Origin of the sequence: Streptomyces sp. NPDC014734 (genome assembly GCF_043083325.1) — a bacterium.
In the GTDB taxonomy this organism is placed as follows: domain Bacteria; phylum Actinomycetota; class Actinomycetes; order Streptomycetales; family Streptomycetaceae; genus Streptomyces.
This window is the reverse complement of the sequence record NZ_JBIBYN010000004.1, coordinates 107,674-125,433: the sequence shown is the minus strand read 5'-3', so window position 1 is coordinate 125,433 and position 17,760 is coordinate 107,674. Positions and strand designations below refer to the sequence as shown.

The 17,760-nt window shown below is 69.2% G+C and carries 16 protein-coding genes and 1 tRNA gene; 5 read left to right on the top strand and 12 right to left on the bottom strand.

The window, feature by feature from the left end:
* Window positions 1-94 precede the first annotated feature (94 nt).
* The 4 genes from ACF1CT_RS09245 to ACF1CT_RS09230 form a co-directional block, all read right to left on the bottom strand.
* The gene (locus ACF1CT_RS09245; protein WP_391783168.1) at window positions 95-664 is read right to left on the bottom strand and encodes a hypothetical protein; all 570 of its coding nucleotides are present in this window, start codon (window positions 662-664) and stop codon (window positions 95-97) included.
* A complete protein-coding gene (locus ACF1CT_RS09240) occupies window positions 657-2,516 on the bottom strand; it encodes an alpha/beta hydrolase (RefSeq protein ID WP_391783167.1) in 1,860 nt (619 codons plus the stop codon). The genes ACF1CT_RS09245 and ACF1CT_RS09240 overlap by 8 nt, the downstream gene beginning before the upstream one ends.
* 9 nt (window positions 2,517-2,525) lie before the next feature.
* Window positions 2,526-2,963, bottom strand: coding sequence for a hypothetical protein (locus ACF1CT_RS09235; RefSeq protein WP_391783166.1), 438 nt, complete (start codon window positions 2,961-2,963; stop codon window positions 2,526-2,528).
* A gap of 117 nt (window positions 2,964-3,080) precedes the next feature.
* Window positions 3,081-3,152: transfer RNA gene (locus ACF1CT_RS09230), tRNA-Val, on the bottom strand.
* Window positions 3,153-3,428: 276 nt separating this feature from the next.
* On the opposite strand from ACF1CT_RS09230, the gene ACF1CT_RS09225 reads away from it, so the two are divergent.
* The 4 genes from ACF1CT_RS09225 (at window position 3,429) to ACF1CT_RS09210 (ending at window position 7,027) form a co-directional block, all read left to right on the top strand.
* Entirely contained in the window at window positions 3,429-4,202 is a 774-nt protein-coding gene (locus ACF1CT_RS09225) for a DUF4097 family beta strand repeat-containing protein (RefSeq protein ID WP_391783165.1), read from the top strand.
* A gap of 71 nt (window positions 4,203-4,273) precedes the next feature.
* Window positions 4,274-5,809 carry a hypothetical protein gene (locus ACF1CT_RS09220; protein WP_391783164.1) on the top strand — a complete coding sequence of 512 codons (1,536 nt, stop codon included), beginning with the start codon at window positions 4,274-4,276 and terminating at the stop codon, window positions 5,807-5,809.
* 366 nt (window positions 5,810-6,175) lie between these two features.
* A complete protein-coding gene (locus tag ACF1CT_RS09215; RefSeq protein WP_391783163.1) occupies window positions 6,176-6,757 on the top strand; it encodes a DUF4383 domain-containing protein in 582 nt (193 codons plus the stop codon).
* A gap of 42 nt (window positions 6,758-6,799) precedes the next feature.
* Window positions 6,800-7,027: a zinc ribbon domain-containing protein gene (locus tag ACF1CT_RS09210; protein ID WP_391783162.1), complete on the top strand. Its 228-nt coding sequence runs from the start codon at window positions 6,800-6,802 to the stop codon at window positions 7,025-7,027.
* 163 nt (window positions 7,028-7,190) lie between these two features.
* On the opposite strand, the gene ACF1CT_RS09205 is transcribed toward ACF1CT_RS09210, so the two are convergent.
* The 3 genes from ACF1CT_RS09205 to ACF1CT_RS09195 form a co-directional block, all read right to left on the bottom strand.
* Complete coding sequence (locus tag ACF1CT_RS09205; protein ID WP_391783161.1) at window positions 7,191-8,093, bottom strand: HAD family hydrolase; 903 nt, start codon at window positions 8,091-8,093, stop codon at window positions 7,191-7,193.
* Window positions 8,090-10,855 (bottom strand): phosphoribosyltransferase, encoded by a 2,766-nt coding sequence (locus tag ACF1CT_RS09200; RefSeq protein WP_391783160.1) that lies wholly within the window; start codon window positions 10,853-10,855, stop codon window positions 8,090-8,092. The genes ACF1CT_RS09205 and ACF1CT_RS09200 overlap by 4 nt, the downstream gene beginning before the upstream one ends.
* 161 nt (window positions 10,856-11,016) lie before the next feature.
* Window positions 11,017-12,180 (bottom strand): HpcH/HpaI aldolase/citrate lyase family protein, encoded by a 1,164-nt coding sequence (locus ACF1CT_RS09195; RefSeq protein WP_391783159.1) that lies wholly within the window; start codon window positions 12,178-12,180, stop codon window positions 11,017-11,019.
* A gap of 221 nt (window positions 12,181-12,401) precedes the next feature.
* Here ACF1CT_RS09195 and ACF1CT_RS09190 point away from each other — a divergent pair, with 221 nt between their 5' ends.
* Window positions 12,402-13,349, top strand: a complete 948-nt coding sequence (locus ACF1CT_RS09190) for a TerD family protein (protein WP_391783158.1) — start codon at window positions 12,402-12,404, stop codon at window positions 13,347-13,349.
* Window positions 13,350-13,440: 91 nt separating this feature from the next.
* On the opposite strand, the gene ACF1CT_RS09185 is transcribed toward ACF1CT_RS09190, so the two are convergent.
* The 5 genes from ACF1CT_RS09185 to ACF1CT_RS09165 form a co-directional block, all read right to left on the bottom strand.
* Window positions 13,441-14,178 (bottom strand): Tellurium resistance, encoded by a 738-nt coding sequence (locus tag ACF1CT_RS09185; protein ID WP_391783157.1) that lies wholly within the window; start codon window positions 14,176-14,178, stop codon window positions 13,441-13,443.
* A 172-nt stretch (window positions 14,179-14,350) separates the two neighbouring features.
* Window positions 14,351-15,496, bottom strand: coding sequence for a DUF475 domain-containing protein (locus ACF1CT_RS09180; protein ID WP_391783156.1), 1,146 nt, complete (start codon window positions 15,494-15,496; stop codon window positions 14,351-14,353).
* 50 nt (window positions 15,497-15,546) lie between these two features.
* Window positions 15,547-16,122 (bottom strand): TerD family protein, encoded by a 576-nt coding sequence (locus ACF1CT_RS09175; protein WP_391783155.1) that lies wholly within the window; start codon window positions 16,120-16,122, stop codon window positions 15,547-15,549.
* Window positions 16,123-16,255: 133 nt separating this feature from the next.
* Entirely contained in the window at window positions 16,256-16,831 is a 576-nt protein-coding gene (locus ACF1CT_RS09170) for a TerD family protein (RefSeq protein ID WP_391783154.1), read from the bottom strand.
* Between the two features lie 191 nt (window positions 16,832-17,022).
* On the bottom strand, window positions 17,023-17,481 hold the full coding sequence (locus tag ACF1CT_RS09165) for a peroxiredoxin (RefSeq protein WP_391783153.1): 459 nt from the start codon (window positions 17,479-17,481) through the stop codon (window positions 17,023-17,025).
* Window positions 17,482-17,760: the final 279 nt, after the last annotated feature.

Genomic DNA, 17,760 nt, shown 5'->3' with positions numbered 1-17,760 from the left:
CCCGGTCACGGCACTCGCCGGACCGGCCGCCACGGGCGCGGGCCCCGCGCAACACGCTCGCGCCCGTGGCCCGTGGGACACACGGGTGGCTCGCTCAGTACTGGCCGTCAAGGGCCTCTGAGGACGCGGCACGGAAACAGGCGGAGACGACCGTGAAGGTGATCATGGTGTCTCCGCGGGCCGCCCTCTTGACACCGGTGACGTGCACATCAAACTGCTCGGCCTTGTTCTCTGCGTAGATCTCGGGGTCCTGTGCCCTGCTGTCGGCCTTGCCGTCCTTGAGGATCTTCCAACCGTCCCGGTCGAGCGCCTTGCGCAGATTGCTCATGCCCCGGTCGACGTCTTCCCCCGAGAGGTCGTACAGCGACCACGGGTGCCTCAGGGAGAACAGGTCATCCCCGTACTCCTCACAGCGGGACACGCTCGGGCCCGGCTCCGTCACCTTGCCCTTGACCCCGGTCATCTCCAGCAGACGGCTCGAAACCGCCTTCGTCCTCGCGCGGGCCGGATCGGTATCCATCCTCACAGGCTTGTAGTCGAGTTCCTTCACGTTCGAGCACCCCACAGACAGCAAAGACAGTGATCCGAAAAGGAGGAAGGAAAGAGCCGCAACCCTCTTCCTGGAATTTCTGCGGCCGCCATCCGCATCCTTCGCCTCATTCACGCTTGACCCTGTCGTAGCCACCGGTGACAACGTGCGCCTGATTTTCCAGGCTCGATGAGCCCTCTCTCCAGTAGTCTCCGTGATCCTTGGCATCGGTCGTCATGAGATTGGCGCCGAAATCCTCGTCGGAGGGCACGTTCGAGGACCACGCGTATCCGAAGGGCAGCCATTCGACCCACGGTGTGAGGTCGCTGTCACCGCCGAGCCCGGCGAGCTTGCCACCCAGCGGAACCTGGTCCTTCGTGGTGGAGGCCGCCTCGGACCACACGTGCCCCTCCTCGACGTCCAGATCATCGGCATGACCGACCAACATGCCCGGACTGGCGACCGCGACGATGTCGTCGGTGCGCAGGTTGCCCTGCTCCGACGCCGCACCCACGACGGTCGTTCCATAACTGTGTCCGATGACCGTGGTGTGACTCGCGCCGTCGCCACCCTGACTGGTCTCCAGTCCAGCCATGAACCGGTTCAACGCGGGAGCCGCCTCGTCGGCGTATTCCTGGTCCATCGCCGCCGGAACGATGCTCTGCGGCGCGTCGTATCCGATCCACGTGATGGTGGAGACCTCCTGACCGGGGACCTGCGCCTGGCTCTCCTTCCAGAGCCTCGCCATATGTCCGACGTAGCTCTCGGTCTTCGTAATGTCGGTGTATGTCCCGGGGACGAATACCGCCGTATGGTCGGCAGTATCCGGGTTGCCATTCGCCACGATGGCGCGACCGCCGCCCGCGGTGTCGAAACCGAGCAGGAAGGCCGGCGGAAGCCCCTCTTTCCCCGTCGCATCGAAACGGTTCTGGATGGCGACCATCCCCTGGCGCACCTTCTCCAGTTCCTCCTTCTCGGCGGCATACTTTCTGTCCCATTCCGACCAGGCCGGATTGGTCACCACCGCCGGATAGTCCCGTCCGGAAGGGACATATTTCTGCGGCTCCTCGGGGATCGCCCGGAGACGAATGTCGCACTCGGCCCGTTTCTCGGCAAGCACGGTACGGTTGGCCTCGTCACGGACTGCGGCGGGCAGCCCGTCCAAGGATCCCACCTCGGCCGCGTTCAAGGACATGTACGCATCCTGCTCATCCGGCGCCAACCCCTTCCACCACTCGGCATTCGCCTTCGTGTCACCTCCCTCGGGAGGTCCCTCGATCTCGTGCAGATAGCTCTGCGCACCCCTGCGGACGTCATCCGTGTCTCTCCGGACGTCGGCCCAGTCGCTGTCGGAGACCTTGAGATCGTCGTCGGCCTTGAGCCGGCGCAGTTTGGGGGCCCAGAGCGCGTCGGCCTCGGTGGCTTCGGCAACGGCCCGCGCGATGCGGTTGGCGATCTCCACGGCCCGGCCGAAGTTCGGATTGGGGTGCATGTTCGCTGCTTGGCGCTCCAGGGCGGAGGCGGCGTCGTTGGCATCCCGCACCGGGTCGATGGGAGCGTGGGACGCGTTTCCGCGCGCGCCACCAGTGACAGTACCCCCGGCGGGTAGTCGCCCATCCGTTTCCGTGCCGTCCGGGGGATACGTCACCGAACCGTCCGAACCCACTCTGAACTTGGCGCTCTTGGCGTCGTCCAGAGCAGCGTCCAGCTTCCTCTTGGCCTCCGTCAGCGCGGCTGCCAGCGCGTTGAGGGAGGTCGCAACGAGGCCGCACTCGACCTGTGTGTAGTGGAAGTTCTTCGCCAGTTCGCGGAGTTGTCCAAGAGCGGCCATGGCGGCAACTCCGCTGAGGCCCGCCTGCAACCTCGCCGCAATCTGCCCCTCGGCATCCGCTCGTGCCTGATCGGCCATGCTGCTGGTCGACTGGTACCCGTCGGCCGCGTCGGAGATTTCGGACGGCTTGAGCGCCTTGAGCGATGCGAAATCCATGTCCCGGACTCACTTCCCACCATCGCTGCCGCCTGTGGCAGGTGTGTCCTTGTATCGTCCGCTGAGCCTGGCCAACTCGTCGGCGAAGTCTTGGTCGTTGTCGTACTGATCCTTGCCCGCCTTCTCCAACAGTCCCTGGAGCGAACGGCACTTCCCCGTCAAGTCTTTGAGATAGCGCGTCCATGACTGGCACAACTCCTGTTGGGCCGCCGCGCTCTCCAGACTGGTGGCCGCAGCACCCTCCTGGGCCGCCTTCAGAGCATTCCCGGCCTTGTCCGTATTCACCGCCAGGCCGCCGACATCTCTGCCGACGCGGTTCCAGACCTTCTTGTCACTGACCAGGTCGGCGTCGCCCGCGCCTCCTGCGACGGTGGTACTCGCGAGATTCGTCCTCGCCCTCACCACTCCCTGCTTGAGCTGCGTCCACTCCGTATCGAAGGACGACATGCTCCACCCAGCCCCCTGTGTTTCCGGTCCCCGCGAACGAAAGCGATGAGCGAAAAGGTCCCCCGGACATGATCGTCCGGGGGACCGAAACAGGCTCTCACCTGCGATCACCTATCGTGGGCGCGGACGGTTTCGAACCGCCGACATCTGCTTTGTAAGAGCAGCGCTCTACCCCTGAGCTACGCACCCGTGGATGAGGCAACAGCCTACATGGCGGACCACCCGCGGTCACAAACGGTTCCGGGACGAGGTTCCCGCGAGGCTTCCGGACGGCATTTCGGGGCCACGGGCGACAGCCACGGGGCGGCGGGGCCCGGGAAGACCGGGTGGCGGGGCCCGGGAGTGGGGCGGCGTGCGGGGGGTTATCCCCACCCCGCTTGCGGTGGTCGCCCGGATTCCCGCGCCGGAACGGCGTACGTACGGTGATGCCACACCGTCGGGGAGACCCGTCCGAACTTGGGGGGAATGATCATCGTGGCGCTGCACACCCGCGCTCTCGTCGCATCGAGCGGGGCCGTGATCCTGGGGGCTGTCCTCACCGGCTGCGGCAGTACGGACCCCGGGGACGCGCCCGCCGAACACAAGTCGTTCGCGCTCTCCGGCAGGACGCTGACCGTGGAGTCCGGCAACACGGCACTGGAGATCGAACCGGCCGATGTACGGAAGGTCGAAGTGACCCGTCGCGTCGACGGCTGGGTGGTCGCCGGGAACGGACCGGACCCGCAGTGGGGCATGGAGGACGGCACGCTCACGCTCAAGGTGAAGTGCCGGGCGCTCATCAGCGACTGCGCCGCGCGGCACCAGGTGAAGGTACCGCGCGGCGTGGCGGTGGTCATCAAGAACGGGAACGGAAAGGTCACCGCGTCCGGCTTCGACACCTCCCTCACGCTGAACAACCGCAACGGCGGGGTCACCGTCCGGAACTCCAGCGGAAAACTGGCGCTGGAGACCCACAACGGGGCCATCACCGCGGAAGGGATCTCCGCCAAGTCCGTTTCGGCGCGGTCCGAGAACGGCAGCATGCGGCTCGACTTCAGCTCCGTACCGGATCTCGTGGAAACCCGGGCCCACAACGGGAGCACCGTCATCGGCCTGCCGAACGGCTCCACGACGTACGCGGTGAGTGCCGCCGCTCGCAACGGACACGTCTCGGTGGAAGCGCCCCGCAGCGACGACAGCCCTCACGTGGTGAAGGCCAGCAGCAACAACGGACGGATCACTGTTCGAAGTGCGAACTGATCGTCCCGTGTGTTCGTCCTTACCTGGTGGGAGAATGTACCGGGCAGGACGGAACGGCACGGGAGAGGGATGTGACGGCGACACACGCGCGGCCGCGGGCGGGAGCGGGTGGTGGTTCCGTCGTCAGGAGTTCAACCACCGGAGGTTCCGGGAGCAAGGGCTTCGGCGTCAGGGGTCCCGGTATCACCCGTATCAAGGGCCTCGGCATCAAACGCCTCGGCCCGAGGGAATCCGTCGGCAGGGAATCCGTCGGCACGGGGTCCGTGGCCAGGGGGTCCGTGGCCAGGGGGGTCGGGGATGCCCTGGCGCTGGTGCTGCTGCCGGTTCCGCTGCTCGCGGCGGCCCTTCCGGCCGCGTTCGCGGGTGGGGGCACGAGGCGCTGGTTCGGCGGGCGCGGGGAGAGCAGGCGTGCCGACGCGCAGGCCGCGAAGGACGCCGCCGCCGCGGCCTTCTACGAGCTGGACACGGCCCAGCGCGACCTGCGGATCTCGATCGAGACGATCACCGCGGTGGACAGCTCGCCCGCGGCGCGTACGGTCCTCGACGACTTCGCCGCTCTCGGGCGGCGGATCGATGAGGTAAGCCACCGGTACATCACCGCGGTCGACGCACACGACCTGGACCGGGACGACCTGGAACCATCCGTCGCGACCCGTGCCGGAACGGAGCTGACCGCGGCCAGGGACGAGCTGGTACGGGTCAAGGGCGACCTGGACCGGTTCGCGCAGGGCCTCGGGCCGCTCCTCGACAATGCGGAGACACAGCTCGCCCGGCTCGCGCCCGCCGTTGAGCGGGCGCGGCAGGCGCTCCTCGGTGCGAGCAACGCTCTCGACTCGGTGCGGGCGTCCGGACTGCGAGCGGACGACCTCGCCGCACGGCTGGCGGCCCTGGCCCCCGAACTGACCAAGCTCAACGAGGGCGCCGGCCGCCACGGCATCGCAGAAACCCTGCAGCGCGCCGACCGGGTGCTCCGCGACGCCGAGGCGGTACGGGCCGAAGCCTCCCGGCTGCCCGAACGGGCGGCGGAGATCGATCACCGGCTGGTCTCGCTGCGCACGCGGGCCCAGGCGCTGACCACCCGTGCCGGTTCGGTGGAACCGGTGCTGAGTGAACTGCGGCGCCGTTTCTCGGCTGCCTGCTGGCAGGATCTGCAGCCCGTGCCCGCGCAGGCGGCGGAGCAGGTGCGGCAGGCCGAGGAGAAACTGAAGGAGGCCACCCGGGCTCGCGACGAGCAGCGCTGGGCCGACGCCACCTCGCGTCTGAGTACGGCACGCGCCCTGCTGAACGCCACGGACGACGCCGTGTCCATGGCAGGTGACCGGCTGAACCGGCTGAACGAGGTGGCCAAGGACCCGCAGCAGGAGATCCAGCGGACCCAGTTCACGATCAGGGACGCCCAGCGTCTGGCCATGGCCGGGCGCTCCACCCCCGACCGGCGCCATGCCCGTCCGCTGGACGATGCCGTGGCCCGGCTGGAGCGCGCCGTCGCGGGGCTGGAGGGGCGCCACCCCGACTACTGGCATTTCCTTACCGAGACGGAGGCCGTACGGCAGACAGCCGCGCGAGTGGTCTCGGAGATCCGCGAGGAGCGCGGGGCGGGCATCTGATCCACGCCGGGTCCGCACCCTGCTCACGAACTGCTCGGGCCCGGTCCGCGCCCGGCTCGCACTCGATGCACGCCCGGTCCGCGCCCGACTCGCACTCGATGCACGCCCGGCCCGCGCCCGACTCGCACTCGATGCACGCCCGGCCCGCGCCCGGCTCGCACTCGATGCATGCCCGGTCCGCGCCCGGTTCGTACCGGAGTCGCGCCGTACGACGCACGACTCCGTGCCGCACGACTCCGTGCCGCACGGCACGCCGTCCGCACGGCACGGTACGTCGTCCGGGCCGGTCGCACGGGTCGCGCGGTCTCTGACGTGCGACGGCAGGACCGCGGGCGGATCCTGGGAGTACGCCCGAAGGAGGCCGCCATGGTCACGCACGCGCTGCCCACCACCGGACGCCGGGCCACTCGCCGTCGCACGGCCGGCCCGCTCGACAAGCATCTGCCGGTCGATCACCGGCTCAACAGTGTCTACCGGGTCGGAGCGGGGCTCATGGGTCTGGTGCTGCTCTGCTTCGGCATCCTGGGGCTGATCGACAGGATCGGCTTCTTCAGCACCGGTGGCGCCACCGTCGCGGGCCTCAACACCAATGGCGCCCTCAGCGTCCTGTCCATCTGTGTCGGCCTGTTGCTGTTCATCGGGATGGTGATCGGCGGCAACTTCGCCTCGTCACTCAACATGGTTCTGGGTGTCGCCTTCGTCCTCAGCGGCTTCGTCAACCTCGCGCTGCTCGACACGGACTTCAACTTCCTCGCCTTCCACCTCCAGAACGTGCTGTTCAGCTTTGTGGTCGGTCTGATGCTGATGGTCTTCGGGATGTACGGGCGGGTCAGCGGTGGGCTTCCGCACGACAACCCGTACTGGAGGGCACGCCACCCCGAGGAGGTCGAGCGCGAGCTCCGGCTGCGGCGGAGGGCGACGACGATGCCCGTGGTCCGCCGTCCCTGACCAGTCTGTCCCGAGTCGGTCGGTGCCGGATAGCCTGGGATCATGCCTCGTTACGAGTACCGCTGCCGCTCCTGCGGAGACACGTTCGAACTCAGCCGCCCGATGGCCCAGTCCTCGGATCCGGCAGCCTGCCCTGCGGGTCACTCCGACACCGTGAAGCTGCTCTCCACCGTCGCCGTGGGCGGGTCGTCCGCCAAGTCGGCGCCCGCCGCCCCGTCGGCCGGGGGCGGGGGCGGGGGCGGCTGCTGCGGCGGAGGCTGCTGCGGCTGAGGACCGACCGGCGGCACGCCGACAACCGGGCCCATGAAGCCGGTGGCCGGGCCCATGAGCCGGTGGCCGGGCTCGAAATCCGGTGACCGGGAACGTGCCGGTGAAGAAAGGTGCCGGTGACCGGGAACGCGCCGGTGAACAGGAGCGCGTTGGCGATCGACGGTCAGCGGACCCGCTCCGGAAGCGGGTCCTGAAGAGAGTCCGGAGGCGGGTCCGGGAGGGTACGCGTCCCCGAAGCTCTCAGGAAGTGCCGCAGGATCTCCTCGCCCGCCGCCACCCCGTCCTCGGCCGTCACCCGGACGTGCGGGGCGCTCCAGCCGGTGTCGGCGAGTTCGCCGTGGGCCGGGCGCCAGGCGAGGTCGGCGGCGAGGAGCAGGTCGGCATCGAGGAAGCTGTCACCGGCGGCGAGCGTGAGCGTGGCGCCGGTGCGCCGGGCCACCTCGCGCATGGCGGCGCTCTTGGTGAGCGGACCCGGCACCGCGTAGATCTTGCGTCCCTGGAGGGAGACCGTCCAGCCGCGGTTCCCCGCCCACTCCCCCAGTTCCTCGACCCAGCCCCCGGGCAGCGACGAGCGTTCGACGACCAGGTATGCGAAGAGGTCCTCGGCGACACGTTCCTTGAGCAGCCAGGCGGGATCGGCGGCGGCCAGGAGGTGGGCCCGGACCTCGGCCAGCGGGGCGGACTCGGAAGCGATCCTGCGCGTGACCCGCGCGTGCCAGTCGCGATCGGACTCGCCGTCGACGAGCAGATGCCCGCCGTTGGCGCAGATCGCGAAGCGCGGCGCGGGGCCGGGCAGACGGATCCGTCCGTACTGTTCGCGGGTGCGGGTGGTCGTGGGGACGAAGACCGTGGCCCGGGCCAGGTCGTCGAGCAGTGCCGCGGCCGTCTCGGTCAGGTAGGAGAGGGGCTTGTTCCCGTACACCTCCACGCAGAGCAGCCGCGGCGCCGCGGCGTCCGGCATGCGGAGGCGGAGCGCGGCCGCGGAGTAGATCAGGGTGCGGTCGAGGTCGCTGGCGACCAGCGTCACGGGAGCGTCCGGGACGGCCGGGGTTTCCGGGGTGGTCACTTCGGCTCCACCGCCCTGCCGTCCGCGCCCGTGGCGCCCCTGGTGTACTTCGGGTGGATCAACCCGACACAGGTGTAAGGGAGTTCGTCGACCTCTTCGACCGGTACCCCGCGCTGCTCGGCGAGCAGCCGGATGTGATCGAGGTCCGCGCCCGCGCCGCGCTTGGCGAGGACCTTCCACGGGACCCGGCGCAGCAGGACTCGTGTGGTCTCGCCGACGCCGGGCTTGACCAGGTTCACATCGTGGATGCCGTGCTCCTCGCTGATGCGCTCCACGGCCGTCCAGCCCTCCCAGGTGGGCGCGCGGTCGGCCGCGAGCAACTCCTTGACGTCGGCGTCCACGGCGTCGGCGACCTCGTCGAAACGGGCGGCGACGGAGTCGAGGAAGTGACCCGACACATCGCTGTCGGCGAGTTCCCGGTAGAACTTCGCGCCGTGGAAGTCGTCGGGGCCGACCAGGTCGGAGCGCAGGACGGTGCGCGAGACCAGCCCGGACACCGTGGAGTTGAGACAGGCCGACGGGATGAGGAAGTCGTCACGGGTGCCGTAGGTGCGGACACAGCCGCCGGGGTCGGCAAGTACCGCGATCTCGGGGTCGAAGCCGTCGAACTCGGCGAGTGCCGCCGAGAGTTCGCGGGTGATCGCGCCCTTGCCGGTCCAGCCGTCGACGAAGACGACATCGGCCGGGTCGTGGTGGGCGGCGAGCCAGCGCAGGGCGTTGGCGTCGATGCCCCGGCCGCGCACGATGGAGACGGCGTAGTGCGGCAGGTCGAGACCGTGCCGGTGCAGGGCCCAGCGCCGCATGAGCACCCCGACGGGGGTACCGGCCCGGACGAGTGAGACCAGGACGGGGCGTGGTGTGCGCTCGGCGAGGATCGTCTCCGTGACGGTACCGACGGCGCGGGCGACGCGGGCGGCCGACAGTTCCAGCGCCGCCTCGAACAGGCTCTGGTACCGCGCGGACGGCTGGTACTCGACGGGGAGCGACTCGGCGTAGTGCGCGCCGCCTCCCTGTATCGCCTCCTCGCGCTCCTCGATGGGTGCCTCCAGTTCGACGTGCGAGAAGTCCTGGAGCAGCCAGCCGACGTCGTCCGGCGCGTAGGAGGAGAAGGCGGGTCCGCGAAGGGGCTCGGGCAGCACGGGGGTTTCCTGCCGTTCGGTGGCGGGCGAGGGCCGGCCGGACGCGTCGCGCGGAGCGGCGGCGTACGACGGGACGTAGGAGGGGACGACGGCGAGCAGGACGTGCCCGGTGTGGGGGGCGAGCCGCGCCAGCAGGCCGTCGGGGGCATGGAGCGCGGGGGTGTCCGCGGTGGAGTCGACGGTCACCACGACGGCGTCGAACCCGCCGCCCGCGACGTTGTACGCGTACCGGTCGCCGGGCCCGTCGGCCGGGTCGTCGTGGGCTGGGAAGACGAGTCGGGTGCGTATCGCGTAGCCGGGATCGTCCACGGCGAGGACGGGGGACCTCGTGGTCGTCGAGTAGCGCACCTCGGCGTCGGAGCATTCCTCCAGGGCCGTGCCCAATCGGAGCGGGGCGTACATCAGCTCCTCGAAGCCGAGGACGAGCACGCGCCGGGCGTCGCCGAGGGCGGCGGCGATACGGTCGGCCATGGCGGGAAGAGCCTGTTCCAGGGTGGTCCGGTGGGCGGGGGTGAAACCGTGCCGTCCGCCGTCGGGGACACCGGAGGGCCAGCGGAGGTCGACCCTGGTGACCGGCCGCCGGACACTCCGGCCGGCCGCGTCGGGCACGTCGCCCGCGTCGGGCACGTCGCCCGCGTCGGACACGCCGGACGCACCACCAGCGTCGGACGCCGGTACGGCTCCGGCCCCGGTCCCAACCTTGCCCCCGCCCCCGACCCCGGCTCCGGATCCGGCTCCGGTCCCTGGCCGGTCGGCACGTTCCTGGGCCTCGACCAGCGCCCGGCCCTTCTCCAGGACGCCGTCCGGGAGGGTCACCGTGCCCGAGACGCGTGCCAGCAGGTCGACGCGGGCGCCGATCTCCGCGGCGAACTCGGCGAGGCGCACCCGGTCGGCCGCCGAGCGCATGTCCACCAGGGCCACGATGACGTACCGGTCGCGCGGATACCGCCCGTGCAGGACGCGGATGGTGTTGAGCACGGTGTTGCCGGTGGAGAACTCGTCGTCCACCAGCACGAGCGGCGCGGCGGCGGGAGTCTTCGCCGGGTCGCCGCCGTCCGCCGGACCGCGCCCGGCAGCCAGCAGATCCGGGTCCTCCGGGAGGAGCAGGTGCGAGGTGGCGTGCGAATGCGCCTCCTCGAAGCCGCCCGCGCGCTCCACACCGTCGACGGGGCGGCGCGTCGAGTGGAGGTACGGTGCCACGCCGAGCCCGTCGGCGACCGCGTGCCCGAGACCGGTGGCCGTCTCCGCGTAACCGACCACGACCGCCCGGCCCGCCTCTTCCTCGCCGAGGAGGTCGCGCACCTGCCGGCCCAGCTCGAAACCGGCGCCGTACACCACGGACGGCTTCTGCGGCACGTGCTTGCCGAGCACGTTCGACACGAGCAGGTGGGCGCGCTTGGGGTTGCGGCGCAGGGCGAGACCCAGCAGTTCCCGCAGCTCCCGGTCGCCGGTGGGACGTCCGTCACCGGAGAGCTCGACGCCCAGGCGTGCCGTCACCCAGCTGCCCGACCACACCGCACCGGCCGTCGTCTCATCCGTCCCGTGCGTCTCCGGTGTTGTCTGCGTCGCCTGTGCAACCGGCGTCACCGGCATCACCGGCGTCGGCTGCGTCACCTGCGTCATGTGTGCCTCCTGTGCGCCTCGCGCGTCCTGCACCCCTCGGTCACCTCCGTCCTCTCCATCCCCCGCGCCACCCGCGTACGCGGAGTGCTCCGCTCCCTGGCGATCCGTTCCCGGCCCCCGGCCAGGCGCCACCCGTGTACGAGGAGCACTCCGAGGGGCGCTCATTCCACGACGCCCGCGGCCAGCAGCTCCACGAAGCCGATGTCCTCCCTCGCCACGCCGAAGACCTCGGCCCGCTGCAGCGTCCGCTCGGCCCAGGCCCGGTGCGGCTTCACCTCGTTCATCTTGTTCGTGTACGCGGAGCGCATGACACCACCGCCGTCGCGTTCCGGGCGCAGGATGTCCCGGGCGTCGCTGAACTCTTCGTGGCTGACCACGGACAGCGCGTGCACGGGGGCGACGTGGGAGGGGTGGATGCAGGTCTTGCCGAGGAGGCCGTTGGCGCGGTCGAGCTCGATCTCGCGCAGAAGGCCGTCCAGGTCGTGCTCGATCAGCGCCGTGCGCAGTTCCTCGACCCGGCCCTCCAGGAAGGGGCTGCGGCGCAGCTGCGGCTTGAACATGCGCTCCTGGAGCCGGAAGTACTCCCAGACCGGTCCGGTGATCGTGAAGCCCGTACCGTCCGCGCGGCCGAGCACATTGACGACGTCGGCGATGACGGAGCCGACGATCTGTACGTCGTAGGCCGTCATGTCGGGCGCCCTGCGCAGCCCGTAGGCCGAGCAGAAGTCGGTGACCCCGAGCCGCAGCGCGAGCACCTGCTCCCGGTACTTGTCGACCGTACCGGCTATTCCTTGGAGCGTTTCCCGACGGGTTTCCAGATGCAGCAGCTCGGGAGATTCGAGAACGGGCATCGCGAACAGACGCCGCCCGCATGCCTTTTCGGCCTGTCCGAGGGCTTCCAGGAAGGGCACGCCACGCTCTTCGGTGAATTTCGGAAGTACAAAACCGGACAACAATCGGACCGCATCACCGAGGCGGCGCACCAGGTCGACCACCTGGTCCGGTTCCCGGACCCGGATGAAGAGCAGCGGCACCTCGGCGCCACGCGCGTCGAGGTCGGCGAACTGGCCGACCAGGTTCTCCTCCGCACCGACGACCTCGGAGTCGTCGATCGAGTCCTCCAGGCACAGCACCATCGAGACGACTCCGCGTCCGGCCTGCTTGATGACGTCGTCGGCGAGCCTCGGCCTGGTGGCGGGGCTGTAGAGGGTCGCTCCCAGTGCCGCCGCGAGCATGCGGGCAGGTGAATCCGGCCCGAACGCGCACGGCTCCCGGAAGAACAACCTCTCTCGCACCGCGGGCGCGATATGCCCGAAATGACGCATGTGATTCCCCCGAACTACCTGACTGAACCGAACAACGTATGGCCGGTAATAGTACGTACGAACGAGTGTCAACAGTTCCCCAAGGGCATGAACTCCGGGTAACTCGTCCATTTCCCGACGACCCGTCGTGCCGCGGACGGCCCGGTTCCGACACGCCGCCGGGACATCCCGTATGCCCCCCGCGTTGTCCGCACGGGCAGCCAGCAGGCAGGATGACGGGCATGACGCACGCGATGGTGAAGGGCTCGAACGTCCCTCTGGACGCCATGGCCGTACGGGCCGTGCTGCGCTGGACACCGGGCACCGGGGTACCGGACGTGGATGCCTCGGCCCTGCTGCTGGGAACCGGCGGCCGCGTGCGCTCGGACGAGGACTTCGTCTTCTACAACCAGCCCCGCCACCCCTCCGGCCTGGTACGACGGCTGCCGAAGCGCAGTGTGCCCGAGGGGCTCACGGACAGCATCGAGGCGGACCTCACCGCGCTCGACCCGACGGTCGACCAGGTGATCATCGCCGCCTCCTCCGACGGGGCCGCGTTCGCCCAGGTGCACGATCTGCGCATCCTGCTGTACGACACGGCCGGGTCCGGTGAGGAACCGCTCGCCGTCTTCGACGTACGGCCGGAGACCGGCGAGGAGACGGCGATCATCTGCGGTGAGCTCTACCGGCGCGGTGATGGCTGGAAATTCCGGGCCGTCGGGCAGGGCTATCCGACCGGACTGGTCGGACTTGCCACCGCCTTCGGCATCTCGGTCGACGAGACGGAGGCCTCGGCACAGCCCGCCACGACGTCGCCGGCCCCCGGCACCGCCACGTCTGCGCCGGTGCCCGTACCGCCTCCCATAGCGGCGTCCCCGCCCCCCGCGTCCCCGGCAGCGGTGGTGCCCGAGCCGATGGCCGCCCCTGCCTTCCCGCCGCCCGCGCCCGCCTTCCCGCCCACCCCGGCGTCCGGGCCCGACTCACAGGTCACGGTCCAGCACCAGCAGCCCGCCTACGGATACCCGCAGCCCTCGGCGGCACAGGCGGTCCCGCAGCCCTCGTACGGATACCCGCAGGCGTCCGTCCCCCGGCCCGCCCACGGCTATCCGCAGCCCTCGGCTGTCGCGGCGCCCGCGCCCGACCCGAACTTCGTGCTGCCTCCGCAGGGACCGCAGTTCGTGCGGCAGTGAGACCGTACCGGGCGCCTCGCCGGACGCCTCGCCGGACCGAACCGGCCACGGGGCCGGTCCCGTCCCGCACCGCTGTGATCCGGTGCCGCGCTCAGGTGCGGGACTTGTAGCCGCGCCCCCACTGCAGGCCCCAGCCGTACATGCGGTCCAGCTCCGACTGGAAGCCGTAGACGAACTTCACCTCGCGCCGCACCAGGAACTCGTCCTTGGTGTTGTCCACGGTGAACACCGCGCAGGAACGGGCCTCCGGGGCGTGCTCGTCGAGTTCGATCTCGATCTGCTGCCCGTTGCCCGGGTAGAGCGTCACCTTGGCGTCGGTGCGGTCGAAGGCCGGTGTCTGGTCGTAGATGTAGACGAAGAACAGCAGTCGCTTGAACTGTTCGCGCTGGTCGAGATTGACGTACACGGTCTCGCCCGACGGCGCCCCGAAGCGGTCGTCGCCGCTGAGCCGGATGTACGGCACCGCGTTCAGATCACCGAGGAGGTTGCCCAGCGGCTGCACCACTCCCCTGGTGCCGTCCTTCATCTCGTACATGCAGCCCAGGTCCAGGTCGACGTTGACCATGCCCTGGGTGTGCGCCTGGACGACATCGGGCTGGAACAGCTTCAACGGCCGCAGCAGTCGGCCGCCCTGCCGCGACCGGCCCTCGATGTCGGACGTGCGCATCCGCCAGGAGAGATTGACCCGCAGGTTGCCGCTCAGCGCCCCCTCCTTGGTCAACGAGACCGTGGAGTGCCGCTTGGACAGCACGATCGAGCTGGTCAGTGCGTTGCTGCTCGACTCGAACGGCGACTGCCGCCCCGGTCGCAGGTTCTCCAGGAACCCCATCCCCTACCCCCACGCGTATCGGTCGAAAGTGCGCCGGCCCTGCGGCCGTCCGCCGTCCGGCGGTGGCCGTCCACACCACTGCGGGGCGGCCGCCGGGCCGGTTCCGGGTGCTCCCGGAGAACCGTCGCCGCACGGACCGCCCCGCTGAGAGCGTTCCTCAATCCCTACCGGGTCACACCCCGGACGGGACTTCCGCCTCGGAACCTTGTTCGTCGTCCCCGCCCGCGGCCGCCAGCGCCTTGTTGCGCCGGACCGAGGACCAGAAGGACCAGCCGATCAGCGCGACCCCGACGAAGCCGGTGATGAGCTCGTTGATCTGGTGCTGGATGGTGACGAGGAGGATGACGGCAAGGGCGCCGATGGCGTAGTGGGCGCCGTGCTCCAGGTAGACGTAGTCGTCGAGGGTGCCCTGCCGGACCAGGTAGACCGTGAGGGAACGGACGTACATGGCACCGATGCCGAGGCCGAGCGCCATCAGCACGATCTCGTTGGAGATGGCGAAGGCGCCGATGACGCCGTCGAACGAGAAGGACGCGTCGAGCACTTCGAGATAGAGGAACATGAAGAAGGCGGCCTTGCCGGAGAGCGCGATCGCGGAAACCTTCTTTCCGCTCTTCCTGGCCTCCTCCTCGGCCTCCTGCTCCTTCTCCTCCTCTTCCTCCAGCCGGTTCTCGAAGTATCCCGAGAGACCCCCGACGATGAGGTAGGTGATCAGACCCGCGACCCCTGCCAGCAGAACGGTTTCCGCCTTGTTGGCGTGACCACCACCGTGCTGGTGGGCGTTGGTCGCGAAGGTCATGGCCGCGATCAGCAGCACGATCAGCGCGATGCAGACCGACAGCATGTCGACCTTGCCGAGCTTGGCGAGCGGACGCTCGATCCAGCGCAGCCACTGGATGTCACGCTCCTCGAAGATGAAGTCGAGGAAGATCATCAGCAGGAACATGCCACCGAACGCCGCGATCGCCGGGTGGGCGTCCGTGACGAGTTCCTGATAGCGCTCGGGCTGGCTGAACGAGAGATCGACCGCATCGATGGGCCCGATCTGGGCCGTGATGGCCACGATCACGACGGGGAAGACCAGTCGCATGCCGAAGACCGCGATGAGCACACCGACCGTGAGGAAGATCTTCTGCCAGAAGGCATTCATCTTCTTCAGAATTCCGGCGTTGACCACCGCGTTGTCGAAGGACAGCGAGATTTCGAGGACGGAGAGGATCGCCACCACTCCGAAGGCTTCCCACCCCCCGTAGATCACCGCTGCGACCAGGCCGAGCGCGGTAACCGCGAACGACCAGCCGAAGGTTTTCAGAAGCACTGGCTACCCCATCGTGTATGTAACGGGTCTCCCCCGCGCCGTGCGCGGCTTTACGAAACGTTGACCCCAAAGTCTAGAGCGATCCCGCGCAGGCCCGATGCGTACCCCTGCCCCACGGCCCGGAACTTCCATTCGCCGTTGTACCGGTAGAGCTCGCCGAAGATCATCGCGGTCTCCGTCGACGCGTCCTCGGTGAGGTCGTAACGCGCGAGTTCCTGGCCGTCCGCCTGGTTCACCACTCGGATGAACGCGTTGCTGACCTGGCCGAAGGCCTGCCCCCGGTTGTCCGCGTCATGAATGGAGACCGGGAAAACGATCTTGTCGCAATGTGCCGGAACCTGGGTGAGGTTCACGATGACGGACTCGTCGTCGCCCTCGCCCTCGCCCGTCAGGTTGTCCCCGGTGTGCTCCACGGAGCCGTCGGGGCTCGTGAGGTTGTTGTAGAACACGAACCATTCGTCGCCGAGCACCCGGCCCGACTGACACAGCAGTGCGCTGGCGTCGAGGTCGAAATCGGCGCCCGTGGTGGATCGCGCGTCCCAGCCGAGACCGACCAGCACCTGGGTGAGATTGGGTGCGGCCTTGGAGAGGGAGACGTTGCCTCCCTTGGCGAGCGTGACGCCCATGGTGTGGTCCTCCCCGAATCGATGAACCGTCTGTCGAACCGACTGCTGAGCCCGTCCGGGGGCCGCACCGGAGTGCGGCCCCCGGACGGGCCGTGTTTTCCCGCGTGGACCGGGCCGGGCCCGGCCCGCCCTCTCAGACGTTGACGCCGAAGTCCTGCGCGATGCCGCGCAGCCCCGAGGCGTAGCCCTGACCGATGGCGCGGAACTTCCACTCCGCACCGTTGCGGTACAGCTCGCCGAAGACCATCGCGGTCTCCGTCGACGCGTCCTCGCTCAGGTCGTAGCGGGCCAGCTCGCTGTTGTCGGCCTGGTTGACCACGCGGATGTACGCGTTGCGCACCTGGCCGAAGCTCTGCTGGCGGGTCTCGGCCTCGTAGATGGAGACCGGGAAGACGATCTTGTCGACGTCGGCCGGAACGGAGGCCAGGTTGACCTTGATGACCTCGTCGTCGCCCTCGCCCTCACCGGTGAGGTTGTCACCGGTGTGCTCCACGGAGCCGTCGGGGCTCTTGAGGTTGTTGAAGAAGACGAAGTTGCTGTCGTTGCCGACCTTGCCCTGGGCGTTCGTCAGCAGGGCGCTGGCGTCGAGGTCGAAGTCACCACCGGTGGTGGTGCGGGCATCCCAGCCGAGACCGACGATCACGGCGGTCAGGTTGGGCGCGGCCTTGGTCAGCGAGACGTTGCCGCCCTTGCTGAGGCTGACTCCCACGAGTCCTCCCATTGGTGTTCTTGGGGGCCGGCGGGCGCCGGCGCCTCCACGTTGCGTTGGCATCCGATCAACGAGTGGATCCTAGTGACCGGTTCCCCGCGGAAGCAGCCTTTCGGACGGGTTGCCCGCAGATCAACCGATCGCGCGTCACGGTTCCGTCCGCGCGGGCCACGGATCCACCCGGTCGCGGATCAGAGCGCGTCGAGCGCCTTGATGTAGTCGTTGAGGTCGCGTGCGTCGGGCAGACCGTTGATGACGGTCCAGCGCACCACGCCCTCCTTGTCGATGATGAACGTGCCGCGCACCGCGCAGCCCTTCTCCTCGTCGAAGACGCCGTATGCCCGCGACGTCTCGCCGTGCGGCCAGAAGTCCGAGACCAGCGGGTATTCGAGGCCCTCCTGCTCGGCGAAGACACGCAGGGTGTGGATGGAGTCGTTGGAGACGGCGAGCAGCTGGGTGTCGTCGTTCTCGAACTTCGGGAGTTCGTCGCGGAGCGCGCAGAGCTCACCCGTGCAGACGCCGGTGAAGGCGAACGGGTAGAACAGCAGCACGACATTCTTCTCGCCGCGGAAGTCGGAGAGCTTCACGGTCCGGCCGTGGTTGTCCTTCAGCTCGAAATCCGGGGCCTGGGTGCCGACCTCGATGGCCATGTGACGCGTCCCTTCGCTACGTTCACCGGGCTGGGCTGTCCGGGTGGCTCCCACCCTACGCAGCGCGCGTCGCGGGCCGTGCGCCACCCGGCACGGGCCGTCGCGGACCGCCGCGGGCATCCGCGGACCCGGAACGCCACGCACCGGGACATCACGCACCGGGACGTCACGGATCGGCGTATTGCGGATCGGTGCATTGCGGATCGGTGCATTGCGGATCGGTGCATTGCGGATCGGTGCATTGCGGCTCCGGTCCGCCATACGGCCGACGTGGATCCG

Excerpts from the sequence above, each read along its gene's own strand:
- ACF1CT_RS09240 (WP_391783167.1), bottom strand. The coding sequence starts at position 2,516 with ATGGATTTCGCATCGCTCAAGGCGCTCAAGCCGTCCGAAATCTCCGAC.
- ACF1CT_RS09235 (WP_391783166.1), bottom strand. The coding sequence starts at position 2,963 with ATGTCGTCCTTCGATACGGAGTGGACGCAGCTCAAGCAGGGAGTGGTG.
- ACF1CT_RS09225 (WP_391783165.1), top strand. The coding sequence starts at position 3,429 with ATGATCATCGTGGCGCTGCACACCCGCGCTCTCGTCGCATCGAGCGGG.
- ACF1CT_RS09215 (WP_391783163.1), top strand. The coding sequence starts at position 6,176 with ATGGTCACGCACGCGCTGCCCACCACCGGACGCCGGGCCACTCGCCGT.
- ACF1CT_RS09210 (WP_391783162.1), top strand. The coding sequence starts at position 6,800 with ATGCCTCGTTACGAGTACCGCTGCCGCTCCTGCGGAGACACGTTCGAA.
- ACF1CT_RS09200 (WP_391783160.1), bottom strand. The coding sequence starts at position 10,855 with ATGACGCAGGTGACGCAGCCGACGCCGGTGATGCCGGTGACGCCGGTT.
- ACF1CT_RS09195 (WP_391783159.1), bottom strand. The coding sequence starts at position 12,180 with ATGCGTCATTTCGGGCATATCGCGCCCGCGGTGCGAGAGAGGTTGTTC.
- ACF1CT_RS09190 (WP_391783158.1), top strand. The coding sequence starts at position 12,402 with ATGACGCACGCGATGGTGAAGGGCTCGAACGTCCCTCTGGACGCCATG.
- ACF1CT_RS09185 (WP_391783157.1), bottom strand. The coding sequence starts at position 14,178 with ATGGGGTTCCTGGAGAACCTGCGACCGGGGCGGCAGTCGCCGTTCGAG.
- ACF1CT_RS09175 (WP_391783155.1), bottom strand. The coding sequence starts at position 16,122 with ATGGGCGTCACGCTCGCCAAGGGAGGCAACGTCTCCCTCTCCAAGGCC.
- ACF1CT_RS09165 (WP_391783153.1), bottom strand. The coding sequence starts at position 17,481 with ATGGCCATCGAGGTCGGCACCCAGGCCCCGGATTTCGAGCTGAAGGAC.